Source organism: Pseudomonas sp. P1.8, assembly GCF_001269805.1.
Lineage (GTDB): Bacteria > Pseudomonadota > Gammaproteobacteria > Pseudomonadales > Pseudomonadaceae > Aquipseudomonas.
In genome coordinates, this window is the sequence record NZ_LHVM01000020.1 from 72,124 (window position 1) to 91,238 (window position 19,115).

Genomic DNA, 19,115 nt, shown 5'->3' on the forward strand with positions numbered 1-19,115 from the left:
CGTGTTCAAACAACAATTCAAGGACGCAACGGAATGCCTCCACATCCAAACTCACACCTGCTGCGACGTGGGCGTTACTCAGAATCGGGACGGGGTTATCTCATTACGGTGGTAGTGCATCAACGCCGCCGAATTTTCGGCGACTGGCGGATTGGGCGTCTGTTGGTTGATGAGTTTCGACGGGCTCAAGAACAAAAAAGGGTCAGCTCAATGGCCTGGGTCATCATGCCGGACTACTTTCACTGGCTGGTACAGCTTGAACAGCGATCGCTGGCGCAACTCATGCAGTCAATCAAATCCCGTAGCACACTCACCATCAACCGCGCCCTGAACCAAAGAGGAGCCTTCTGGCAAACCGGATACCACGACCGAGCCATCCGCGATGGCGAGGATCTACTTCCTTTCGCCCGCTACATTGTTGCCAATCCCCTGAGGGCAGGACTGGTTAAAAAAATCGGCGACTATCCACTCTGGGATGCCTGCTGGCTATGAATCCGATTTGTAGACTTACCCCCTTGTGGCGAGGGAGCTTGCTCCCGCTCGCCTGCGCAGCAGGCGCAAAACCGGCGGGTCCGACTTATCAGACCAATCGAAAAAAATCATTGGGGCAGCTTCGCAACCCAGCGGGAGCAAGCTCCCTCGCCACAAAAAACGGCAAAAACCCGTCATTTTCCACCTCACAATTTTTTCACCATCGCCAAGCACCGTCTAAGCTTGTGACAAGTCCGATCAATCTGCGTGAATGGATCAGTCGACTATGGGCGCTTTGTGGCAAACCGATTCGAGTAAAACCGTGGTCCCGACTGAACGAGTGGATGAAGCGCCAACACCTGAAAAACCCCGTCGCAGCCGACACGGATGGGGAGCGTTCTGGCTTTTGCTGTTGATTATCGCGATTGTCGTGGGGCTGGCCGCCGCGAGGGAGATGCGCACCTCGAAGTTTCAGGCCCGGGAAGTCAGCAAATATGCCGCGTCGCTCAACTATGAACTCAAACCCGGTCCCAGCGATGCGATCCGTTATCCGGGTGACGGCCCATTTGACCGGCGTCTGGGCTACAGCTCGCTGGACGAATTCCTGCCGCGCTTGATCAAGCGCGATTTTGTCGTTGAAGCGCAAACCCGTTTCTCCCCTGCCCTGATGGACTACAGCGGCAAGGGCCTGTTCGTACCGTATTCAGAGAAAATCCAGGCCGGCCTGTCGATCACCGATTGCAAGGCGGCGCCGCTGTACCAGTACAACTACCCGCAACAGCTTTACTCAAGCTTTGCCTCGATTCCGCCTGTGGTGGTCAGCAGTTTGCTGTTCATCGAGAACCGCTTCCTGCTCGATCCCAAACAGCCTCTGGCCAACCCGGCGGTGGACTGGCCGCGATTCGGCATGGCGGCATGGTCCCAGGTCGCCAAGATGTTGCACATCCCCGGCCAATCCGCGGGCGGCAGCACCTTGGCGACGCAACTGGAAAAATACCGGCACTCGCCCGATGGCCTGACTGTCAATGGCGCCGAGAAAATACGCCAGATGATTTCCGCCACCGTGCGCGCCTATCAAGCCGGGCCGCAAACCCTCGAAGCCCGGCAGAACGTGGTACGCGATTACCTCAACAGCGTTCCCCTGTCGGCCGTACCGGGGCATGGCGAAGTGCACGGCATGGCCGAAGGGTTGCGCGTGTGGTACGGCGCCGACTTCAACAAGGCCAACGAACGCCTGTCCAGCACCGCGACGGATCCAAAAACCCTGGCAGAAAAAGGCCTGGCCCTGCGCGAAATGCTGTCGTTAATGATCGCCCAGCGTCGTCCTTCTCACTACTTGACCAAGGGCCACGATGAACTGGCCGAACTCACCGACAGCCACATCCGCCTGCTGGCACAGAATGGTGTGATCGACGCTCAATTCGCCGCCGCCGCCCTGGCCAGCAAAGTGACCTATCGCGACTGGGCGACCCAGCCGACCATCCAGCCGATCGAAACCAACAAAGGCATCAGCGTGGCGCGCAGTCGTCTGGCCGGCATGCTCAACCGTCCGCTGTACGACCTCGACCGTCTTGACCTGTCAGCCACCAGTACCCTGCAAGGCGAACTGCAAACCCAGGCCACCGAGTACCTCAAGAAGCTCGCGGACCCGGCTTTTGCGACAGAAATCGGCCTGATGGGTGAACGCCTGCTGACCCCCACCAGCACCGCCCAGGTCCGCTACAGTTTTACCTTGTTCGAGCTGACCCCTGACGGCTCGCGGGTGCGGGTGCAAACCGACAGCACCGACCAGCCGTTCGATATCAACGAAGGCAGCAAACTGGAATTGGGCTCCACAGCCAAGATGCGGGTGATGACGACCTATCTGCAGATCATTGCCGAACTGCACGATAAATACGCGCAGATGAGCGTTCCGGAGCTGAAGAAAGCCGAAGTGCCGGATCAGGACCGCCTGAGTCGCTGGGTCGTTGATTACATGATCGAGAACAAGGACCGCAGCCTGCCGACCCTGCTCGGGGCCGCGCTGGACCGCAAATACTCGGCCAGCCCCGGCGAAGCGTTTTTCACTGGCGGCGGCCTGCATGTATTCCATAACTTCCGCAAGGAAGACAACGGCCGCATACCGACCCTGCGCGACGCCCTGCGCGAGTCGATCAACCTGCCATTCATTCGCCTGATGCGCGACCTGGTGCGTTACACCACCTACTCCGGCCCCAACAACAGCGCCGAACTGCTCAAGGACGACCGCGACCCTCGGCGCCAGGAATACCTGGCTTCGTTTGCCGACCGCGAGGGCACTTCATTTCTGCTCAAGTTCTGGAAGAAGTACAAAAACAAGGACACTCAGGACCGGCTCGAAACCTTCCTCGACAGCATGCGTCCGACGCCGATCCGCTTGGCGGCCGTACACCGTTACCTGCTGCCACAGGCCAAACAGGAAACCTTCAATACCTTTGTACGCTCGCACCTCACGGGAGCCAAACTGACAGAAAAGCTCACCGACGAGCGTCTGGTACGCCTTTATCAAGCCTACAGTCCCGGTGCCTACGATTTGCCGGATCAGGGCTTCATCGCCAAGGTCCACCCGCTGGACCTGTGGATGATGGGCTATTTGCTCAATCACCCGGACGCCACCTTCCCGGACATCGTCAAAGCCAGCCAGTTTGAACGTCAGGAGGTTTACAGCTGGCTGTTCAAGAGCCGACACAAGGGTGCTCGCGATAGCCGTATTCGCACCATGCTGGAGATCGAAGCATTCCTCGACATTCACCAGCGTTGGCAGAAAGTCGGCTACCCGTTCGATCACCTGGTGCCGTCGCTGGCAACCGCCATCGGCAGCTCCGGCGACCGCCCTGCCGCACTGGCTGAATTGATCGGCACCATTCTCAATGACGGCGTGCGCATGCCGACCTTGCGTATCGACAGCCTGCATTTCGCCGCTGCCACGCCTTATGAAACCAGCCTGATCAACGACCCGGATGTCGGCAAGCGAGTCATGCCGTCTGAAGTGGCGACGGCGATGCGCGAAGCGCTTTCGCAAGTGGTTGATGCAGGTACCGCCAAGCGCGTTGCCGGCAGTTTCAAACTGCCCGACGGCACGCCGCTGGCCATGGGTGGCAAGACCGGTACCGGTGACAACCGCATCGAGGCCGTCGGTTCGGGTGGACGGATCCTCAGTTCCAAATCGCTCAACCGCACGGCCACCTTCGTGTTCTACATCGGTGATAACCACTTCGGTACGTTGACCGCCTTCGTGCCTGGGCGCTCGGCTGAAAGCTTCACCTTTACCTCGGCATTGCCCGTGCAAGTGCTCAAAGGCATGGCGCCGATACTGACGCCATACCTGCAACCGGGTACGCACACGATGTGCAATCCGGCAACCACGACGGCGCTGCGCTAACCCAAGAGAAAACCGCGAAGCATGCGGTAACTATGTATTTTTCACTCTTGAATTTTGAAAGGTTCGGAGCGGATTCAGCCGTTTTCCGAACCTGTATTTGCGCTTTTTTTGGGGAGTCTGCTTACCTAGTCTGATCGCTCCACTTTTGATCAATGGACGATCATGCAATGCCCAATTCTCCCCTGACGCTTGTGAAGCCGGACCTGGTTTCCCCTGCCGATAAAAGTACTCATTACGAACACGTCAAAAACGCGCTCCCAACCTGGCTGGCCCAAGCAACTCCCCGACGCATCGTCGATTTGAAAAGCGCTCGCCTGGACACATTTTCCTGGCAAAAGGACGTGTCGGATACACAGCACCAAATTCTGAAAAAACTGAACGAAAACCACTGGACCGAGCAGAACGCGGTAGATCGGATGCTCAGTGGTTTGCAAGATCTCCAGACCTTCGCCGAGCCGCTGTTGCGCCAGGCTCTGGTGCAACGGTATGGCGTCGACGTCGATGTCAACGAGACCTGGCTGTGCCTTTACGCGCCCGCTAAAACGCCCTGGTGGGTTCACGACGTCAAGGGTGGTGTCAAAAGCCTCAAAAAATCCCTGCTGGATGCCGCACTGCATAACTTTGCCAACAGCGAAACCTATACCGTCGACTCGGAATTCATCAGTCGACCCGACGCCCGGGGTCATTTTCGGGTTGAACCGCTCAGGCAAAAAATCACCATCACTCAGTTCATCGCGCTGTGCAGGGAGCTGGATATTGGCGCCCAATACCAGAAGCATCTGAACGATTGCCTGAAGCCAAAAGACGGCGTGGCGCAAAGTGCCCTGCAATTCAAAGTCATCCGCAGCCAGAAGAGCGCACTGGCGGTTGCAGCACAAATGGCATTGGCTAAAAAGGACATCAGCGCGCAAGCCTACGATGTCGTCCTCGGCATGCTGTACGACAGTAAAGATCTGCAATGGAACGGCAAACCCGTCGGTTATCACACCCTGTGGATGATGGATGCGGCACTGACTGGCATTGTCGTGATCACCGCCGAACTGCAGACCAGCGGCAAACCCGTACCTGTCATCGTGTATGTGCCAAACGACCCGGAACATCCCCTCAAGGAATACCCGTCATCCCTTGAGTTCATGGCCGAACTGACACGACAGTTGCGCGATACCTCAGGCAAGGCGTCCGAAAGTTATCAACAGTTTTTCAGTCAGTTCGTCGCCCATCAGCAACGCGGGCATTTTTTCGCCGGGTTGAACGACCGATTGAGCACGGTGAAATGGCAGCCCGTCCCATCTGGATCCGGTTTGCCGAGTTGGCGCGAAACGCCTGTGAATAAACCGGGCCTGCAATTTGCTCTTTCGAAAATTGAAGAGGACCGTCAGACACGCTTCACCGGCAACCTCTGGCCATATCTTTACCAGCAAAAACTCAACAAGATTTTCAACGATGCCCGGGAAATCGCCATTCCCACCGAGTATGCCGACCGCATGGCCCGGTGGGCCTGGTGGGACAACCTGGAAAAAATACTCTCGGACATTCTCAACGCCGCGTTGCTGGTGGCAACGCCTTTACTACCTGGACTGGGCGAATTGATGTTGGCCTACACCGCTTATCAATTGACCAGTGACGTTGTCGAAGGGATCGTCGATCTGGCCGAGGGACGTTGGGCAGACGCCGCTGAGCAAACCATCAATGTATTGCAGAGCGTTGTTCAGCTAGGGGCATTTGCTGGCGGTGCCGCGCTAGGCAAAGTCGTGCAGGCGAAACTCTCCCCCTTCTTCGAGGGGTTGCAGCCGGTGCATATCCCCGGTGGCCAGAGGCGATTATGGAACCCCGATCTGGCACCGTATCAACGTTTGCAAACTGCCCTGCCCACTGACGCCAAACCCGATGCATCGGGCATCTACCAGCACCAGGGACAACGCATCGTGCGCCTGGATGACCAGCATTTCGTAGTGGATAACGATCCTGTCACCGGGCAGCATCGCATCAAACATCCACAACGGCCCGATGCCTATGCGCCGAGACTGAAACACAACGGTCATGGCGCCTGGGTTGCAGAAACCGAAAACCCGCGCCTGTGGCAAGGCCCGACGCTGATGCGGCGTCTGGGCCATACCACCGACGCTTTCAATGACGTGCAACTGGAACAGGTTCGACAGATCAGCGGCACCGACGAAGCCGAACTGCGCAGGGTTCATGTGGACAATGCGCCACCGCCACCGCTGCTGGTCGATACTCTGCAACGCCTCGACTTGACGGCCGAACACGCCGCTGCCGAGCTAAAACCCGAGACGGCTTTGTTGTTCCTGGACTTCCCCGAATTGCCAGGCAACATTGCGGAAAAGATCCTGGCCGGCGCCTCCGTATCGGAGCGCCAGCGAATCGCAGAGCAACATCACCTGTCGATGCGCCTGAAAACCCAGGCACGGGAACTTCAGTTCGAAACACAATCGGTTCGGGCCGCCCAAGGGCTGTACCACGATGCATTGACCAACATCGACACCGAACGCCTGGTGCTGGGCGCCTTGCGAATCCATACCGACACCTTTGCTGATCTGCGCATCGAGATCCGTGAGGACACGGTCGATGGCGTACTGCGTTGCAGCGCGGGGTCCGAGGACTCAAGCCTGCTCAGGATCCTGGTGCGCGACGAATCGGCTCAGTACACCGTGTGGGGCGCCTCGAACCAGCGCCTGCATGGGGCCGACAATCTCTTCGAGTCAGTGCTGCACGCCTTGAATACCGACCAACGTCGCGCACTGGGCTACAAACCCGGTGATGCCGAAATGTTCAAGGAATGGATCATCGCCAAAACCGCGCCGCCAAGCGAGCGCCGGACCGTCCTCGCCCGTCCTCCCCTTCGCCCGATTGGCGAACGTGAAACGATGTTGCTGGTGCGCGGTGCCGGCCTCAGCAGAGATGGGCAAACGCTGCACGAGCGGATTCAGGACCTCCACCCGCACTTCAGTGAACACGAGGTCGATGCATTCGCCGATGCCCTGAGCGCAAAAGGTGAACCGCTGAAGATCATTGAGCAGCATGAAGATGACCTTGATGAGTTGCGCGTCATACTCAATCGCTGGGAGTACCAACAACCGGATAGCTGGGGGCCTGGTAGCCGGTCCTTTCAGGACGCCGGTGGCCTTCATATCAGCGAACGCCTCATGGATTGCTTCACACGCAAAAACACCGAACTCGGCAACCGTGCCGACCCGGACAGCTACTCACTGGACCTGTCCCGAGAGCTGCTTTCGATTGACCTGGAACTCTGGTGGAAAAAACGCCCGGATCTGAAGAAGTTTCTCGACAAGGTCACTGTACTGAAGCTAGACAACACTCTGTTTTCCTTCCAAATGACCGGCCTTTTGAAAGATTTTCCCAATCTGCACGAGCTCAGCGCCAAAGGCTGCGAACTGACTCGACTGCCGAATCAGATCGGCAATCTGCCCCGGCTCCAACGACTGCGATTGAGTGACAACAAAATCGTGCTGGACGCCGATGATGTAGAAAAGCTGAAACAGCAGACGCGACTGGAAGTCCTCAGGCTCGATGAGAACCCACTGGGCAGACTTGTGGACATCGGACACATGCCGAGGCTGAAAGTAGTGGGTGTGAGAAACACCGGGCTCGCTTCCTGGCCCAAGGGCACCCTCAAAAAAAGCCGGCCGCGCGGCTTCTTGCTGGACCTTCGGGGAAATCCCCTGGAGCAGATCCCCGACGTGGTGCCCGGCTCGGCACACGCCTGGGTCGTGGCCCGTACACGCCTGGATGTCAGCAACCTGTCGGATATCAATCAGGTGCTCTATCAACAAGTCCGCCAGTCGGTCGCACTGCCGCCTGAACCGATCGTGCCCGCCGACAACCCGATGGAGGCAACGATCACATCAAATTACAGCACCACACACTGGAACGATGTACCGGGCTGGGGCGTAGACCGGGCCAACCTCTGGTCGGACCTGATTGACGAACCCCAGGCCGAGCGGTTCATGACCGTGTTGCTCGAGACAAAAAACTCGGCCGATTACCGTGCGGGCGGTGACGCCAGAGACCAATTGTTGCAACGCATCTGGCGCATGCTCGATGCCGTGCAGATCGATACCCCGCTGCGACAGGAACTGTTCACTATGGCGATCGCGCCGGTGGACTGTGCCGATGCGGGCGCACAGTTGTTCAACAACATGGGGATAAAAGTGCTGGCCTCAGAGGCGAGTTCGTACTCCACCGATGCGGCGCAACGAGAGCAGAAACTGGTAACCCTGGCCAAAGGCGCCGCACGCCTGGAGCACGTGAACGACATCGCGCGCGCCGACATTGCCGGTCGCCAGGGCAATCCTGACGATGTCGAAGTCTATCTGGCTTATCAGACCGGATTGGCACAGCGCCTCGGCTTGCCCTGGCAGTCGGAGCGCATGCTGTATCGCCCCGTATCTGGCGTGACCGACGCGATGATCGATCAAGCCTGCGATACGGTGCTGGCGCTGGAGGAAGGCGATGGTCTGGTGAACAAAATGCTTGAGCAGGACTTTTGGGAACAATACCTGAAGGAGAAATTCCCGATCCGCATCGAAACCAACAAGCGTCTATACCAGAGCCAGTATGAGCAGCTTGAAACCCTGCGAACCACGCAACTTGAATGGGCCGATTCGTCCGAACTCACGCAGACCCAACGCGCCGAGCTGAACGACCGGCTCAAGGTGCTCGCAAACGATTTGGCCATTGCGCAAACACTGGTGTTTACCGAAGACGCGATGAGCGAGACAACGTTTGAAAGCCTTCTCGTGGACCTGGGTTACCAGGAAAAAAACATGTTGAGAAGTCTGACCCGTGAAGCCCTGAGCAGAGCCGGACAGTAACCCCCGCTGACACCCCGATGATTGATGTCATCGGGGTGTTTTTCATAGATCCACGCATCAGACCTCCGGCACCTTGGCGTTGAACAGCAACACGACGTTGCCCGTGTATTCTCCTCCCCGGAAACCATTTTCCGGTCTTAGCGCATCAACCTGCAACGCCACCCGTTTCCCTACAGCCGCTTCAGGGGCCGATACCACTTCACGCGGCGTCATGTCTGTGCTGACCAGTACGCCATTGAATGTCACCCGCAGCGGTATGTCCTGATTCGCAAAACCGTTGGACAAATAGGGCGGCGTTTCAAGTCGCGCTTCAATCGCACTGCTGTCATGCCGCACGACGAAATATCGGGTCAGCGTATTGAAGCCCCCATTGAAGTGGTTCCAGATCATTGTCTGTGGCAGATGAATCCAGCCCGGTTCCGCCGGCATGATGTAAAACGCACGGTTCGGAATGGTCAGCGACACGTCGAATACAAGTGTTTCCCGAGCCCCCCAGGCCAACGAGCCTGGCAGCGAAGTGATTGTCACCAGCGCAATGATGACTGCGTTTTTGATCATGTTCGTTTACCCACAACAGCAATGGAGAGCCGGGTTATCGGCTGACGATTTTCAGGTTTTTCTTATTGTCGCCCTCGACCAGGGTGAAGCCATACTCACGTCCCTTTTCCTTATCGAAACCAAATGTCCGGCCCGCCATGACATGGTGTTTGGTCGTCGGTGCGCAGTCCGTTTCGTTGGCCAAAGAACAGTTTTTGAATTCATCGACAACGACCACCGTATTGCCGTTGTTGCGCAACTCATAGCGGTGATCGGCTTCAGTAATGGCCGTGTCGAAACGGGCCCCCGTCGGCCGCACAAAAAAGATCGTGCCGAAACCGGTCATGACATTGACGCCGGCCGAAAGGGACTCCTTGTAGTCTTCACGCTCTTCGTTGGAGACCACAAAGGCATCTTCCTTTTCCGGGATCACCGGAACAAAGCGCACCCGAAAATATCGCTCGCGATCCCGCTCGCCCATGAACAGCAGGCGCGTGGCCTGTACCCCATTGACTGGCACGATCAACCGCGCCGGGCTGGCCATGACGCCATTGCGTGAAGCGCCATCGGCCGAGGTTTCCACGGGAATTTCCCGGGGTTTCCCATCAGCGTCGTAAAGGATTTCCAGCACGTTGACCTTGACGAAGGCAGTGCTGTCGCCGCCGTTGAATACCCGTTTCAGGTACGTGCTCTTATCGCCATCCAGATAGTCGTACACCGCGCCTACGTTAATTTGCGGACCGGCATTGGCCCCTGCACAAAACATACTGAGTGCCCACAGCAAAAACACACGGTTCATCGTCTTCAACCTCGATAAAAAAATAATGGTCAGCCACCGATTCTCAAGCATCTGAATCCCACATGAGGGTGACGTTGCCGCTGAAGGTGTCAGTGAATCCGGGAAGCAGTAACGTATCGATGTCGGGCTCATACAGCTCAAATCGCAGCGTCCCGGGTTTTCGATCGATGTACCGCGAAGTCTGGTAGGGCCCTCCCGCTGTCCACCTCCCGGAATAGAGGCGTTCGTTTCGCACCGGCGATGCATTCCGATTGACGATGCCGTCAGGCAAGTCCAAGAACACCTGCACGTTAGCGACATTGCCTTTGGGGCTGCGCAGCTTGCAGAGGGATGTCCCGCGCACTCCGTCACAGTCCATCCAGATGCTGAAGCGCGACGTGGTCGAGACGTAGAACACTTGCTCACGATAGATCCTGGAGGGCTTGCGCCCACCGTCGATCCATTGCTGCCAACCGCCCTCTGGCTCCAACGCTACCTTGTCGCCACCCGGTGGCAGATCAACTTTGAGGGTGTGCTGCACGTCCAGTACGAAATCGAAGGTGAGATTGCGGTCATCAGCAATCATCAACGGCCCGAAGTCGAAGTCACCGAGAAACCCGACGGTATAAGCCAGCGAGCCTGTGTATTGCCCATTGATCATGGCCAGGGGATTGGGGGTACGCAGTTCATAGGCAAAATCGAGCGTCTCGAAGGACAACGACGGTATGTTGTACTGGGCAGTCTTGGTACACGCCGCCTCTATGGGTGTTTTCCAGAAAAAGCGGTACCTCGTTGGGCTGTAAGCCCCGACACCGCTGATTTGGCAGGGGGGCGGTGCGAATGCCCAACTACTGGTACTCCATAGCCAGTTATGCCCGTCGCGTACGGTCGGCGCGCCTGTCAGTTGGTCGACCGGACTACTGACTACATACTCGGAGCCGACACCGACGATCCGTATTTCCACTGTTTCGGCTTGTCCTGAAGTCTTGCTGTAGACGGTCGCCTTGTGCCAGCTGGCCGGCACCTTGATCGAAACGTTGTCACCGGGGCGTATTTCGCGATTGGATTTAAACCCCATTGGCACCCGAATACTGAACATATTGTATTGGGCGCATTGGTCCGGGTAAGTCGCGCAATAACCGCTGATGGGCGTCGTGTTAACAAATTCGTTTTTGTTGGGGCGAGACGGATCTTGCGCAAACTTCGCGAAAATCTGCTGGTTCGCCGCCAGTGCCGAAGAGGCTGACAGCGCCAGTGTGACCCCCAGCCAAACGGCCATTTCTTTTATCATTTCAACCCGCCTTCTGATCGGTGGAAGTTACATCGGCCAGGGTGTCCGGCGTGCAGCGCAGGTCCCCGATCATCAACACATTGTTTTCCCGGCGATGACGGTCCGCGTCGAGGCGGAATTGGCACAGCAACTGATCGCCCTGACGGACTTCCAGCGTCGGTGCACCGGCGTTCATTTCCATGGAGAAGAACCCGTCGACCTCCGTCACCCCACGGCTGGCGTGGTTGATGACGTGATGACCCTTGAGCGGATTTCCTTGACTGTCGATGAGCCGGCCGAGCACGGTCAGGGTCTTCATCACGGTGACCTTGCGGTACTCCACGCCGCCCTTGTTCAGGTGATAGCGCGTACGCGCTGGTGCGATGGTGGCCGACGGCGCATGGTTGCCTTCAAAATCGAAGCCCACGGAGCTGTTCTGATAGGCCGTGATCGGAATGAAATTGCGTCCCGGCTTGAGAATTGCGCTGCCACCACTGAAATCGTCGGCGCGCAGCACAACGTCTTCGACATCCGACTCCACGTCGACGATCAGCCCGGCGCCCCGCATGTTGCCTTGGCTGGTGAGCACCATTTTTTGTGCACCAATCGCCAGCGTACTGTCCACGTTCAAGCCTCCCGTGAAGTTGCCGTTGTAGGAGGAGCGCTGGATAAAACCGTCGCCATTGATCGCATCAGTGCCGAAAGTGCCGAGGCCGGACATCCCCAATCCGTAGGTATCGCTCAGGGCGGTCACCGAAACGCTTTGCAGCACGTGGTCCTTTAGATCCTTGCGCCAGCCCAGCGAAGCATTGTTGTCGCGGCCACCCTCAATGGCAGTGCGGGAACCGATGCTGCCAGTGATCTGCTGACCTGGCCCGCCGAGCGCCAGGTTGATGCTCAAATCGACTCCGCGATTGCGCTCATCGCCACTGCTGTAACTGCCCGGACGATCGAACAGCGACAACCGCCAGTTGGCGTCGCTGCCAAACAGCACCGTGCGCTGGCTCCAGCCCAGATCCACGCCGACGCCTTCGGTGTTGCCCTCGCTGTGGGACACCCTGGCGTTGATCGAACTCTTGCTGCTGAGTCGATGATTGAGCGCAAGGGACGAATTACTTGTCTCGCCGACAAACACGTTGCGCTGCTTCACCCGAGTGCCGTCAGGCAGGGTGTCGTAGGAATGGGTGGTGTCCAGCCAACTGCGGTTGTGGCTGATGACCAGGCTGCCCGAGTCATAGTTGTAGAGGCTTTGCAGATCCAGTCCCGTTCCGCGGTCCTGTGTCTGGTAAACGTTGGCGTACAGACTCAGCCGATCGGCGAGGGTCCAGTCGATGGAACTGCCGTATTGCAGCTTGTCGCGAACTTGCCGTGCCGACAGCCCGAGTATCACTCGCGGGTGCATCAGGTAATTGACCGAGCCCCCGACCGTGGCACTGCCACTTTCCTGCTGGTCCCAGTTACTGAGCAGTTTGCTTTCCTGCCCGGCAAACAGGTTGTAGCGCCAGCGCTCGTCGAGGTTGCGCCAGTTGTTGGGTTTGTAGACCAACTCCTGGGTGGTGGAGGTGATCTGCCCGTCTTCTATCAAGCGCACTTCGACTTCGTAAATACCGCCGGGTAATGGCCGGGTGTCGAGGGTCTGCAATCCCGCGGGTACCGATTGGGTATTGATCAACAGACCGTCACGGAAAATTTCAACCGAACCCTGACGATTGGCCGTCACGTAGATCGGATAAACACTCGGCATCGGACTGTTGATCGCCAGACTGTCGGAGCTGCCATACATCAGACCGACCGCCGTGTCAGGGCTTGATCCAAACGAGCGGGGTTGCCGGGTCAGCCCTTCGGAACTGGGCGTGAAATAGCCCAGGCGCAGGAAACTGCCTTGCAGTTCACGCTGGGTGTAAAGCTCCTGGACCGCGTGGTAAAGCTTGTCGTCCGGGCCACCGAGGCGCGCCACTTGGAAGTTGAGCGCCTGGCTCCAGTTACCCAGGCTGGCGCTGGCTTCAAGGCCAAAACGTCCGCCAAGGTCTTGATCCTGACCGCCGTTGAGATTGAGCTGGTTGCGCAGCATCAGACCCGTACTGCCGCCCAAGGGCTGGTCATGGAAACGCTTGGCTTGCAGATCGCGCTCGGCGTTTTCGCTGAGGATCGAAACCAGCGAATTTTCCAGGTTGTAGTGCACCGCCAGCATCTGATCCGGGCATGAGCCTGCACAACTGCCCAGCGGTACACCTTGTTTGAGATACCCCGCCCACTTTTCACGCTCGAGGGCGCCGTAGCGGTTTTCGCTGGTATCGGTAAATTCAAGCAGCGTAATGCGGTCATCTCGGGACAACACCACCATGGCTTCGCCCAAGGGTTGTTGATCGAGTTCCACACGTACCGCCAAAGGCACATCAAAAAAGTGCTCCTCGAAATCGGCCGGCAATCCCTTGGCCTGGGCCAACAGACTCCGCGGTGTCGTTGCAGCGGAATCGGGTGCCGCGAGTGCACTGGCACAAAACAACAGCGCAAGCGCGGCCGCGATGGGTGTCATCGGGAACATGAAAACGTACTCTGGTTTCGAACTAGGTGAACACCATCGGGGCAACCCAATGCGGATTGCCCCGACGAATCACATGGGAAAATTAGAGTGAAGTAATTACTGGTTCAAAGAGCATTTTTACATCACCACTGTAATCACCTGACGCCACCGGCCCAGCGGTGTTAGTTGTGATATTCAGCAAGGCACGAAAATTATCGTTCGAATCCGCCTCATTGACAATTTCCTCCGAAGTCAACGTCATTTCTTTATTGTTTACCGTGACCTTCAACAGAACTTGCTTGTTGCTATTCATGGCGTAAAGCACTGGCGAGCTGATCAGCTTTCCAGCAATCTTGGCCCCCGTAGCACGCATATCGAAGTGACCGTTGATATCTTTCAACGCGCCATCTTCCGACTGAGGGCTCATGTCCTGAATCTGGTCGGTCAACCCTGGGCTCGGTCTCACGTAGAAAGAGGTCGTTGGTACTTTGGCGATAATGTTGATGGTTTGGCGGGATTCATCGGCACCGAAGGCCATGGAAGAACCCAGTGCCAGGATTGCCAGAGGCGCGGTGAAAGCGATTTTCTTGAACATCATTTAAGTACCTGTCTTTTTAAAAGGATCGATTCATTGAAGGTTCAAGATTGGCATCAAGTGTCACGAGCACGTGATGACAACGTTGAACTTTCAATGCCGGCAATGATCCGGCGTTCCTTCTTGAAAGTAAGCAGGCAAGTTCCGACAACCACGTAGCCCAAGAACGATCTACTCGGCAGGAAGAATTCTGAAATAATGGAAACGTCACTGTTTAGCTGTAAGAGAGAGACTACAAACTCAATAACAAACTACGCATCTAAAACACAATGCCACAGCAACTTCTGTAAGACCAATACCACACACCCAACAAACAATAGTGCAAAACTCGCAATTAGAGAGTTAACACTAATTTCTGGTTTTTTACTCTAATTAAAAATTGTTCGCTTTCGTAGATTTCAGGGCTCAGCCCTCATCGCGTTGACCTGCTTGACACCCACCGTTGGTCAGAAACCCTTGCCCTCTCGATAAGATATATCTTAAGTTGTATCTAAACACGACGAGAGAAGACGAAATGAGAGACCATCATTCCCCCCACCGCGAACACGGCGACGGCCGCGACGGCTTCGAGAAACGCCCCGGCCGCGAACGCGGTGGCCGCGGCCCGCGGGTATTTGCCCCTGGTGATTTGAAACTGCTGCTGCTTGCACTGATCGCCGAACAGCCTTGCCACGGCTACGACCTGATCCGCCAGATCGAAGGCCTGTTCGACGGCGCCTACAGCCCAAGCCCCGGTGTGATTTACCCGACCTTGACGTTCCTCGAAGAAAGCGAGTTGATCCAGGGCGACGCCGAAGGCGGAAAAAAACGCTACACAATCACCGACGCCGGACGTCTTTCCTTGCAGGAGCAAGCCGTTGCGCTGGATGGCGTGCGCATGCGCATCGAGGTGAGCAAACGTTCGTTGCGCGGGCATGATCGACCGCCGGAAATTCATGAGGCGGTGCACAACCTGCGCCACGCATTACAGCTACATCACGGTCGCTGGAGCCCGGAAGAAATCCTGCGGGTGCGCGACCTGCTCAACAACACGGCCAAAGCCATTGTCGACGGCCCCGCCGTTCAACCCGTTCAGGAGCAAGCTGAATGACTGAAGTGACCCAAACCATTCACCGCGTCATGCACGAAATCAAACGCCGTCGCCTGGAAGTGCTGCGAGTGGTTGACCTGACGCCGCGCATGCGTCGCATCACCCTGGGCGGACCAGAGCTTGCGGGCTTCGTCAGCCTGGGCACCGATGATCACGTCAAACTGCTGTTCCCGCAGAACGCCGAGCAAACGGCGGCACTGGACACCATGGTGCTCGGTGCCGGCAAGTCCAACGGTCCGATGCCTGAAATGCGCGACTACACCCCACGTCGCTATGACCTGGACACGCTGGAGCTGGACATCGACTTCGTCCTGCATGGCGACGGCCCTGCGTCGACCTGGGCGGAACAGGCGCAACCCGGGCAGTTCCTGCACATCGGCGGGCCACGGGGTTCGATGATCGTGCCGGACATCTTCGACAGTTATTTGCTGATCGGCGACGAAACCGCCCTGCCTGCCATCGCCCGGCGCCTCGAAGGCCTGGCGGCCAATCGGCGTGCACTGGTGATCATCGAAGTGGAGAACGGCAAGGAGCAGCAAGTGCTGCACAGCGCTGCCCAGGTCAATGTGATCTGGGTGCTACGCGAAGGTGGCCAAGAGCATTTGCTGACCACTGTGCGCCAGATGCAGGTGCCGGCTGGCAGCCTGTACGCCTGGGTGGCGACCGAGAGCAAGGTTTCGCGGCAGATTCGTCGGGTCTTGCTGGATGAGCATGGGCTGGACGACCAGTTCGTCAAGGCGGCTGGATACTGGAAGCTCGATAGCAGCGACGTGGAGTAGCAACCTGTAGGAGCGAGCATGCTCGCGAAAAACCTGAGAACGCCGCGGGGCGTCAGGCTCGAAGCGTAATTGTTGACGTCCATCGCGAGCCTGCTCGCTCCTACAGAGAGCGGGCGCGCCAGCGATCCAGCCCGATCACCACCAACCCAATCACCACAAACCCCACCAGCAACCCACCGGCATTCAAAAACACCTGTGGATAACCCAACTTGTCCACATCGATGAACGGATAGGGATAAACCGCCAACACATGTCCGCGCAACAACGTATAGGCGAAGTACACCAGCGGATAAATCAGCCATATCGGGATGTGTCCCAAGCGCAAAGTGCCCTTGGGCACGCAGCACCACCAATACCCCAGAAACAGCAGCGGCATCACGTCATGCAGCAACTCATCGGCCAGCCATTGCCACCCTTCGGGATGCCACAAATGGCGCAGCAACAGGTTGTACGCGATGGCGACCACGGCGATGCTCACGGCGATCGCACTGCTGACCCCGGGCTGTAAAAACCAGCGCCGCGCCGCCGAGTCTCGAGAGGTGATTTCACAGGTCAACACCGTCGCCACCAGGGTGTTGCTCAGTACAGTGAAGAAGCTGAAGAAACTGACCAGCCCACCGATCAGACTCGCTTCCAGCGTCCAGCGCGAGTGGAAGATCAAATACATCTGGATACTCAATCCGGCCCAGCCAAGCACGGTCGCCACCGCCACAAACCGACGCCGCACAGACGGATTGACCATGTTCAGAGCGGACGCTTGGTGCGCATCAGCTTCACGTACAGACGCTCGACCTTCTCCCGCGCCCATGGCGTTTTACGCAGGAACGTCAGGCTCGACTTGATGCTCGGGTCACTCTTGAAGCAGCGGATATCGATACGCTCGGCCAGCCCCGACCATTCGTAATGTTCAACCAGCGCATTGAGGATCTGTTCCAGCGTCACGCCATGCAGCGGATCAATGTTGTGTTCGGTCATGCCGGGCCTTCGAGCAGTGAGGGAATTGGAAGCCGCGCACCTTACGTTAAATGTAGGTGAAACGGAAAAGATCGCAGCCTGCATTGGAATGCATTCCCTGTAGGAGCTGCCGAAGGCTGCGATCCTTTGTCACTGTTACCGAATCCGAAAAGCTGCATGTCAGCAAAAGCCCTTTCTCTATTTGTAACAGAACATTATCCTTGCGCCCGCCTTAGCTGAAACGCTTCATCCATCGACTGCACTTCCCGATCACTTCCAGAAAAAGATCAAGAATTTCTTCCTTATGCCTTACGTAAAAAGCTTGCGAGACAGCGCTGTCTTAACTTCTGCTGCCCATCGAAATGCCCTGAATCTGCTCAGTGGATTCACCGCGCTAGGCGTTGCCGCCTGCGCCCAAGCGGCACCGGCGTTCGACAGCGATTCACCGTGGATGCTCGGCGACTGGAACGGCACTCGTACAGAACTCGCGGAGAAAGGCTACGACTTCAAGGTCGAATACACAGGCGAAATGGGCAGCAACCTGCATGGCGGTTACGACAACGATCGGACGGCGCGCTACAGCGACCAGTTTGCCCTTGGGACGCATCTGGACTTGCAGAAAATCCTCGGCTGGAACGATGCCGAATTTCAGCTGACGCTCACCGAACGCAGTGGCAACAACATCAGCAACGATCGCATCAACGATCCGCGCGTCGGCGGCTTCACGTCCGCCCAGGAAGTCTGGGGGCGTGGCCAGACCTGGCGTTTGACGCAGATGTGGTATCAGCAGAAATTTTTTGATCAGACACTCGACATCAAGGTCGGCCGTTTCGGTGAAGGCGAGGACTTCAACACCTTCCCTTGCGACTTCCAGAACCTGGCGTTCTGCGGTTCCCAGGTCGGCAACTGGGCGGGCGGCATTTGGTACAACTGGCCGGTGAGCCAATGGGCGATGCGCGTCAAATATCACCTGACACCCGAGCTGTACACGCAAGTCGGGGTGTATGAACAGAACCCGTCAAACCTTGATCGCGACAACGGATTCAAGCTCAGTGGCAGCGGCACCCAAGGCGCGGTTCTGCCGGTGGAGCTGGTGTGGACGCCGAAGCTCAACGGTCTGCCGGGCGAATACCGCGCCGGTTACTACTACAGCAACGCCGACGCCACCGACGTCTACAAGGACAGCAACGGCCAGCCCGCCGCCCTGAGTGGCGAGGCCTACCGCAGCGCATCGAGCAAGCACGGCGTGTGGCTCGGCATTCAGCAACAAGTCACCAGCCTCGCCAGCGACCATTCACGCGGCCTGAGCGTGTTCGCCAACGGCACGATGCACGATAAGAAGACCAATGCCATCGACAACTACGTCCAGGCCGGCGTCGTCTACAAAGGCTTGTTCAATGCCCGCGTCAAGGACGACATCGGTTTCGCCATGGCCCGCGTCCACGTCAACCCGGCTTACCGCAAGAATGCCGAGGCGACCAATCAGGCCCGCGCCGTCTACGACTACGATGATCCGTCCTACCTGCCGCCACAGGACACCGAATACAGCGCCGAACTCTATTACGGCGTGCACGTCACCCACTGGCTGACCGTGCGCCCGAACCTGCAATACATCCGTCATCCCGGTGGCGTGAAAGAGGTAGATGACGCGCTGATCGGCGGGATCAAGATCCAGTCATCGTTCTAAAAAACACCAAAAACCCTGTAGGAGCCGGCTTGCCGGCGATGGCGGTGTATCAGTTGACACACATGCCCGCTGACACACCGCCATCGCTGGCAAGCCAGCTCCTACAAGGGATTGCGTCAACCCAATCGGTTTTATCTGAACCATGTCCCAGCAAGATCGTCATCTACAGTGAACTTG

The 19,115-nt window shown here is 57.4% G+C and carries 13 protein-coding genes; 6 read left to right on the forward strand and 7 right to left on the reverse strand.

Annotated features, from left to right (window positions below):
- The first annotated feature begins 33 nt into the window (after positions 1-33).
- The 3 genes from AD668_RS22130 (at position 34) to AD668_RS22140 (ending at position 8,724) form a co-directional block, all read left to right on the forward strand.
- Entirely contained in the window at positions 34-492 is a 459-nt protein-coding gene (locus tag AD668_RS22130; RefSeq protein ID WP_053162221.1) for a transposase, read from the forward strand.
- 265 nt (positions 493-757) lie between these two features.
- The gene (locus tag AD668_RS22135) at positions 758-3,871 is read left to right on the forward strand and encodes a transglycosylase domain-containing protein (protein WP_053162223.1); all 3,114 of its coding nucleotides are present in this window, start codon (positions 758-760) and stop codon (positions 3,869-3,871) included.
- A 167-nt stretch (positions 3,872-4,038) separates the two neighbouring features.
- Complete coding sequence (locus tag AD668_RS22140) at positions 4,039-8,724, forward strand: NEL-type E3 ubiquitin ligase domain-containing protein (protein WP_053162225.1); 4,686 nt, start codon at positions 4,039-4,041, stop codon at positions 8,722-8,724.
- 57 nt (positions 8,725-8,781) lie between these two features.
- Here AD668_RS22140 and AD668_RS22145 read toward each other — a convergent pair whose 3' ends face one another.
- The 5 genes from AD668_RS22145 to AD668_RS22165 form a co-directional block, all read right to left on the reverse strand.
- Positions 8,782-9,282, reverse strand: coding sequence for a CS1 type fimbrial major subunit (locus AD668_RS22145; protein ID WP_053162226.1), 501 nt, complete (start codon positions 9,280-9,282; stop codon positions 8,782-8,784).
- Between the two features lie 34 nt (positions 9,283-9,316).
- On the reverse strand, positions 9,317-10,060 hold the full coding sequence (locus AD668_RS22150) for a pilus assembly protein (RefSeq protein WP_053162228.1): 744 nt from the start codon (positions 10,058-10,060) through the stop codon (positions 9,317-9,319).
- 43 nt (positions 10,061-10,103) lie between these two features.
- Positions 10,104-11,330: a hypothetical protein gene (locus AD668_RS22155; RefSeq protein WP_256220740.1), complete on the reverse strand. Its 1,227-nt coding sequence runs from the start codon at positions 11,328-11,330 to the stop codon at positions 10,104-10,106.
- 1 nt (position 11,331) lies between these two features.
- Complete coding sequence (locus AD668_RS22160; protein ID WP_053162229.1) at positions 11,332-13,854, reverse strand: CS1-pili formation C-terminal domain-containing protein; 2,523 nt, start codon at positions 13,852-13,854, stop codon at positions 11,332-11,334.
- Positions 13,855-13,936: 82 nt separating this feature from the next.
- Positions 13,937-14,431, reverse strand: coding sequence for a CS1 type fimbrial major subunit (locus tag AD668_RS22165; protein WP_053162231.1), 495 nt, complete (start codon positions 14,429-14,431; stop codon positions 13,937-13,939).
- Positions 14,432-14,942: 511 nt separating this feature from the next.
- Between AD668_RS22165 and AD668_RS22170 the strand changes: the two genes are divergently transcribed.
- Positions 14,943-15,518 (forward strand): PadR family transcriptional regulator, encoded by a 576-nt coding sequence (locus tag AD668_RS22170; protein WP_053162233.1) that lies wholly within the window; start codon positions 14,943-14,945, stop codon positions 15,516-15,518.
- A complete protein-coding gene (locus AD668_RS22175; RefSeq protein WP_053162235.1) occupies positions 15,515-16,297 on the forward strand; it encodes a siderophore-interacting protein in 783 nt (260 codons plus the stop codon). The genes AD668_RS22170 and AD668_RS22175 overlap by 4 nt, the downstream gene beginning before the upstream one ends.
- 100 nt (positions 16,298-16,397) lie before the next feature.
- Here the strand turns inward: AD668_RS22175 and AD668_RS22180 are convergent, their stop codons facing one another.
- Positions 16,398-17,039, reverse strand: a complete 642-nt coding sequence (locus tag AD668_RS22180; RefSeq protein ID WP_053162238.1) for a Pr6Pr family membrane protein — start codon at positions 17,037-17,039, stop codon at positions 16,398-16,400.
- 2 nt (positions 17,040-17,041) lie between these two features.
- A complete protein-coding gene (locus AD668_RS22185; RefSeq protein ID WP_007975135.1) occupies positions 17,042-17,272 on the reverse strand; it encodes a VF530 family DNA-binding protein in 231 nt (76 codons plus the stop codon).
- A gap of 283 nt (positions 17,273-17,555) precedes the next feature.
- Between AD668_RS22185 and AD668_RS22190 the strand changes: the two genes are divergently transcribed.
- The gene (locus tag AD668_RS22190) at positions 17,556-18,938 is read left to right on the forward strand and encodes a carbohydrate porin (RefSeq protein WP_053162240.1); all 1,383 of its coding nucleotides are present in this window, start codon (positions 17,556-17,558) and stop codon (positions 18,936-18,938) included.
- Positions 18,939-19,115 lie beyond the last annotated feature (177 nt).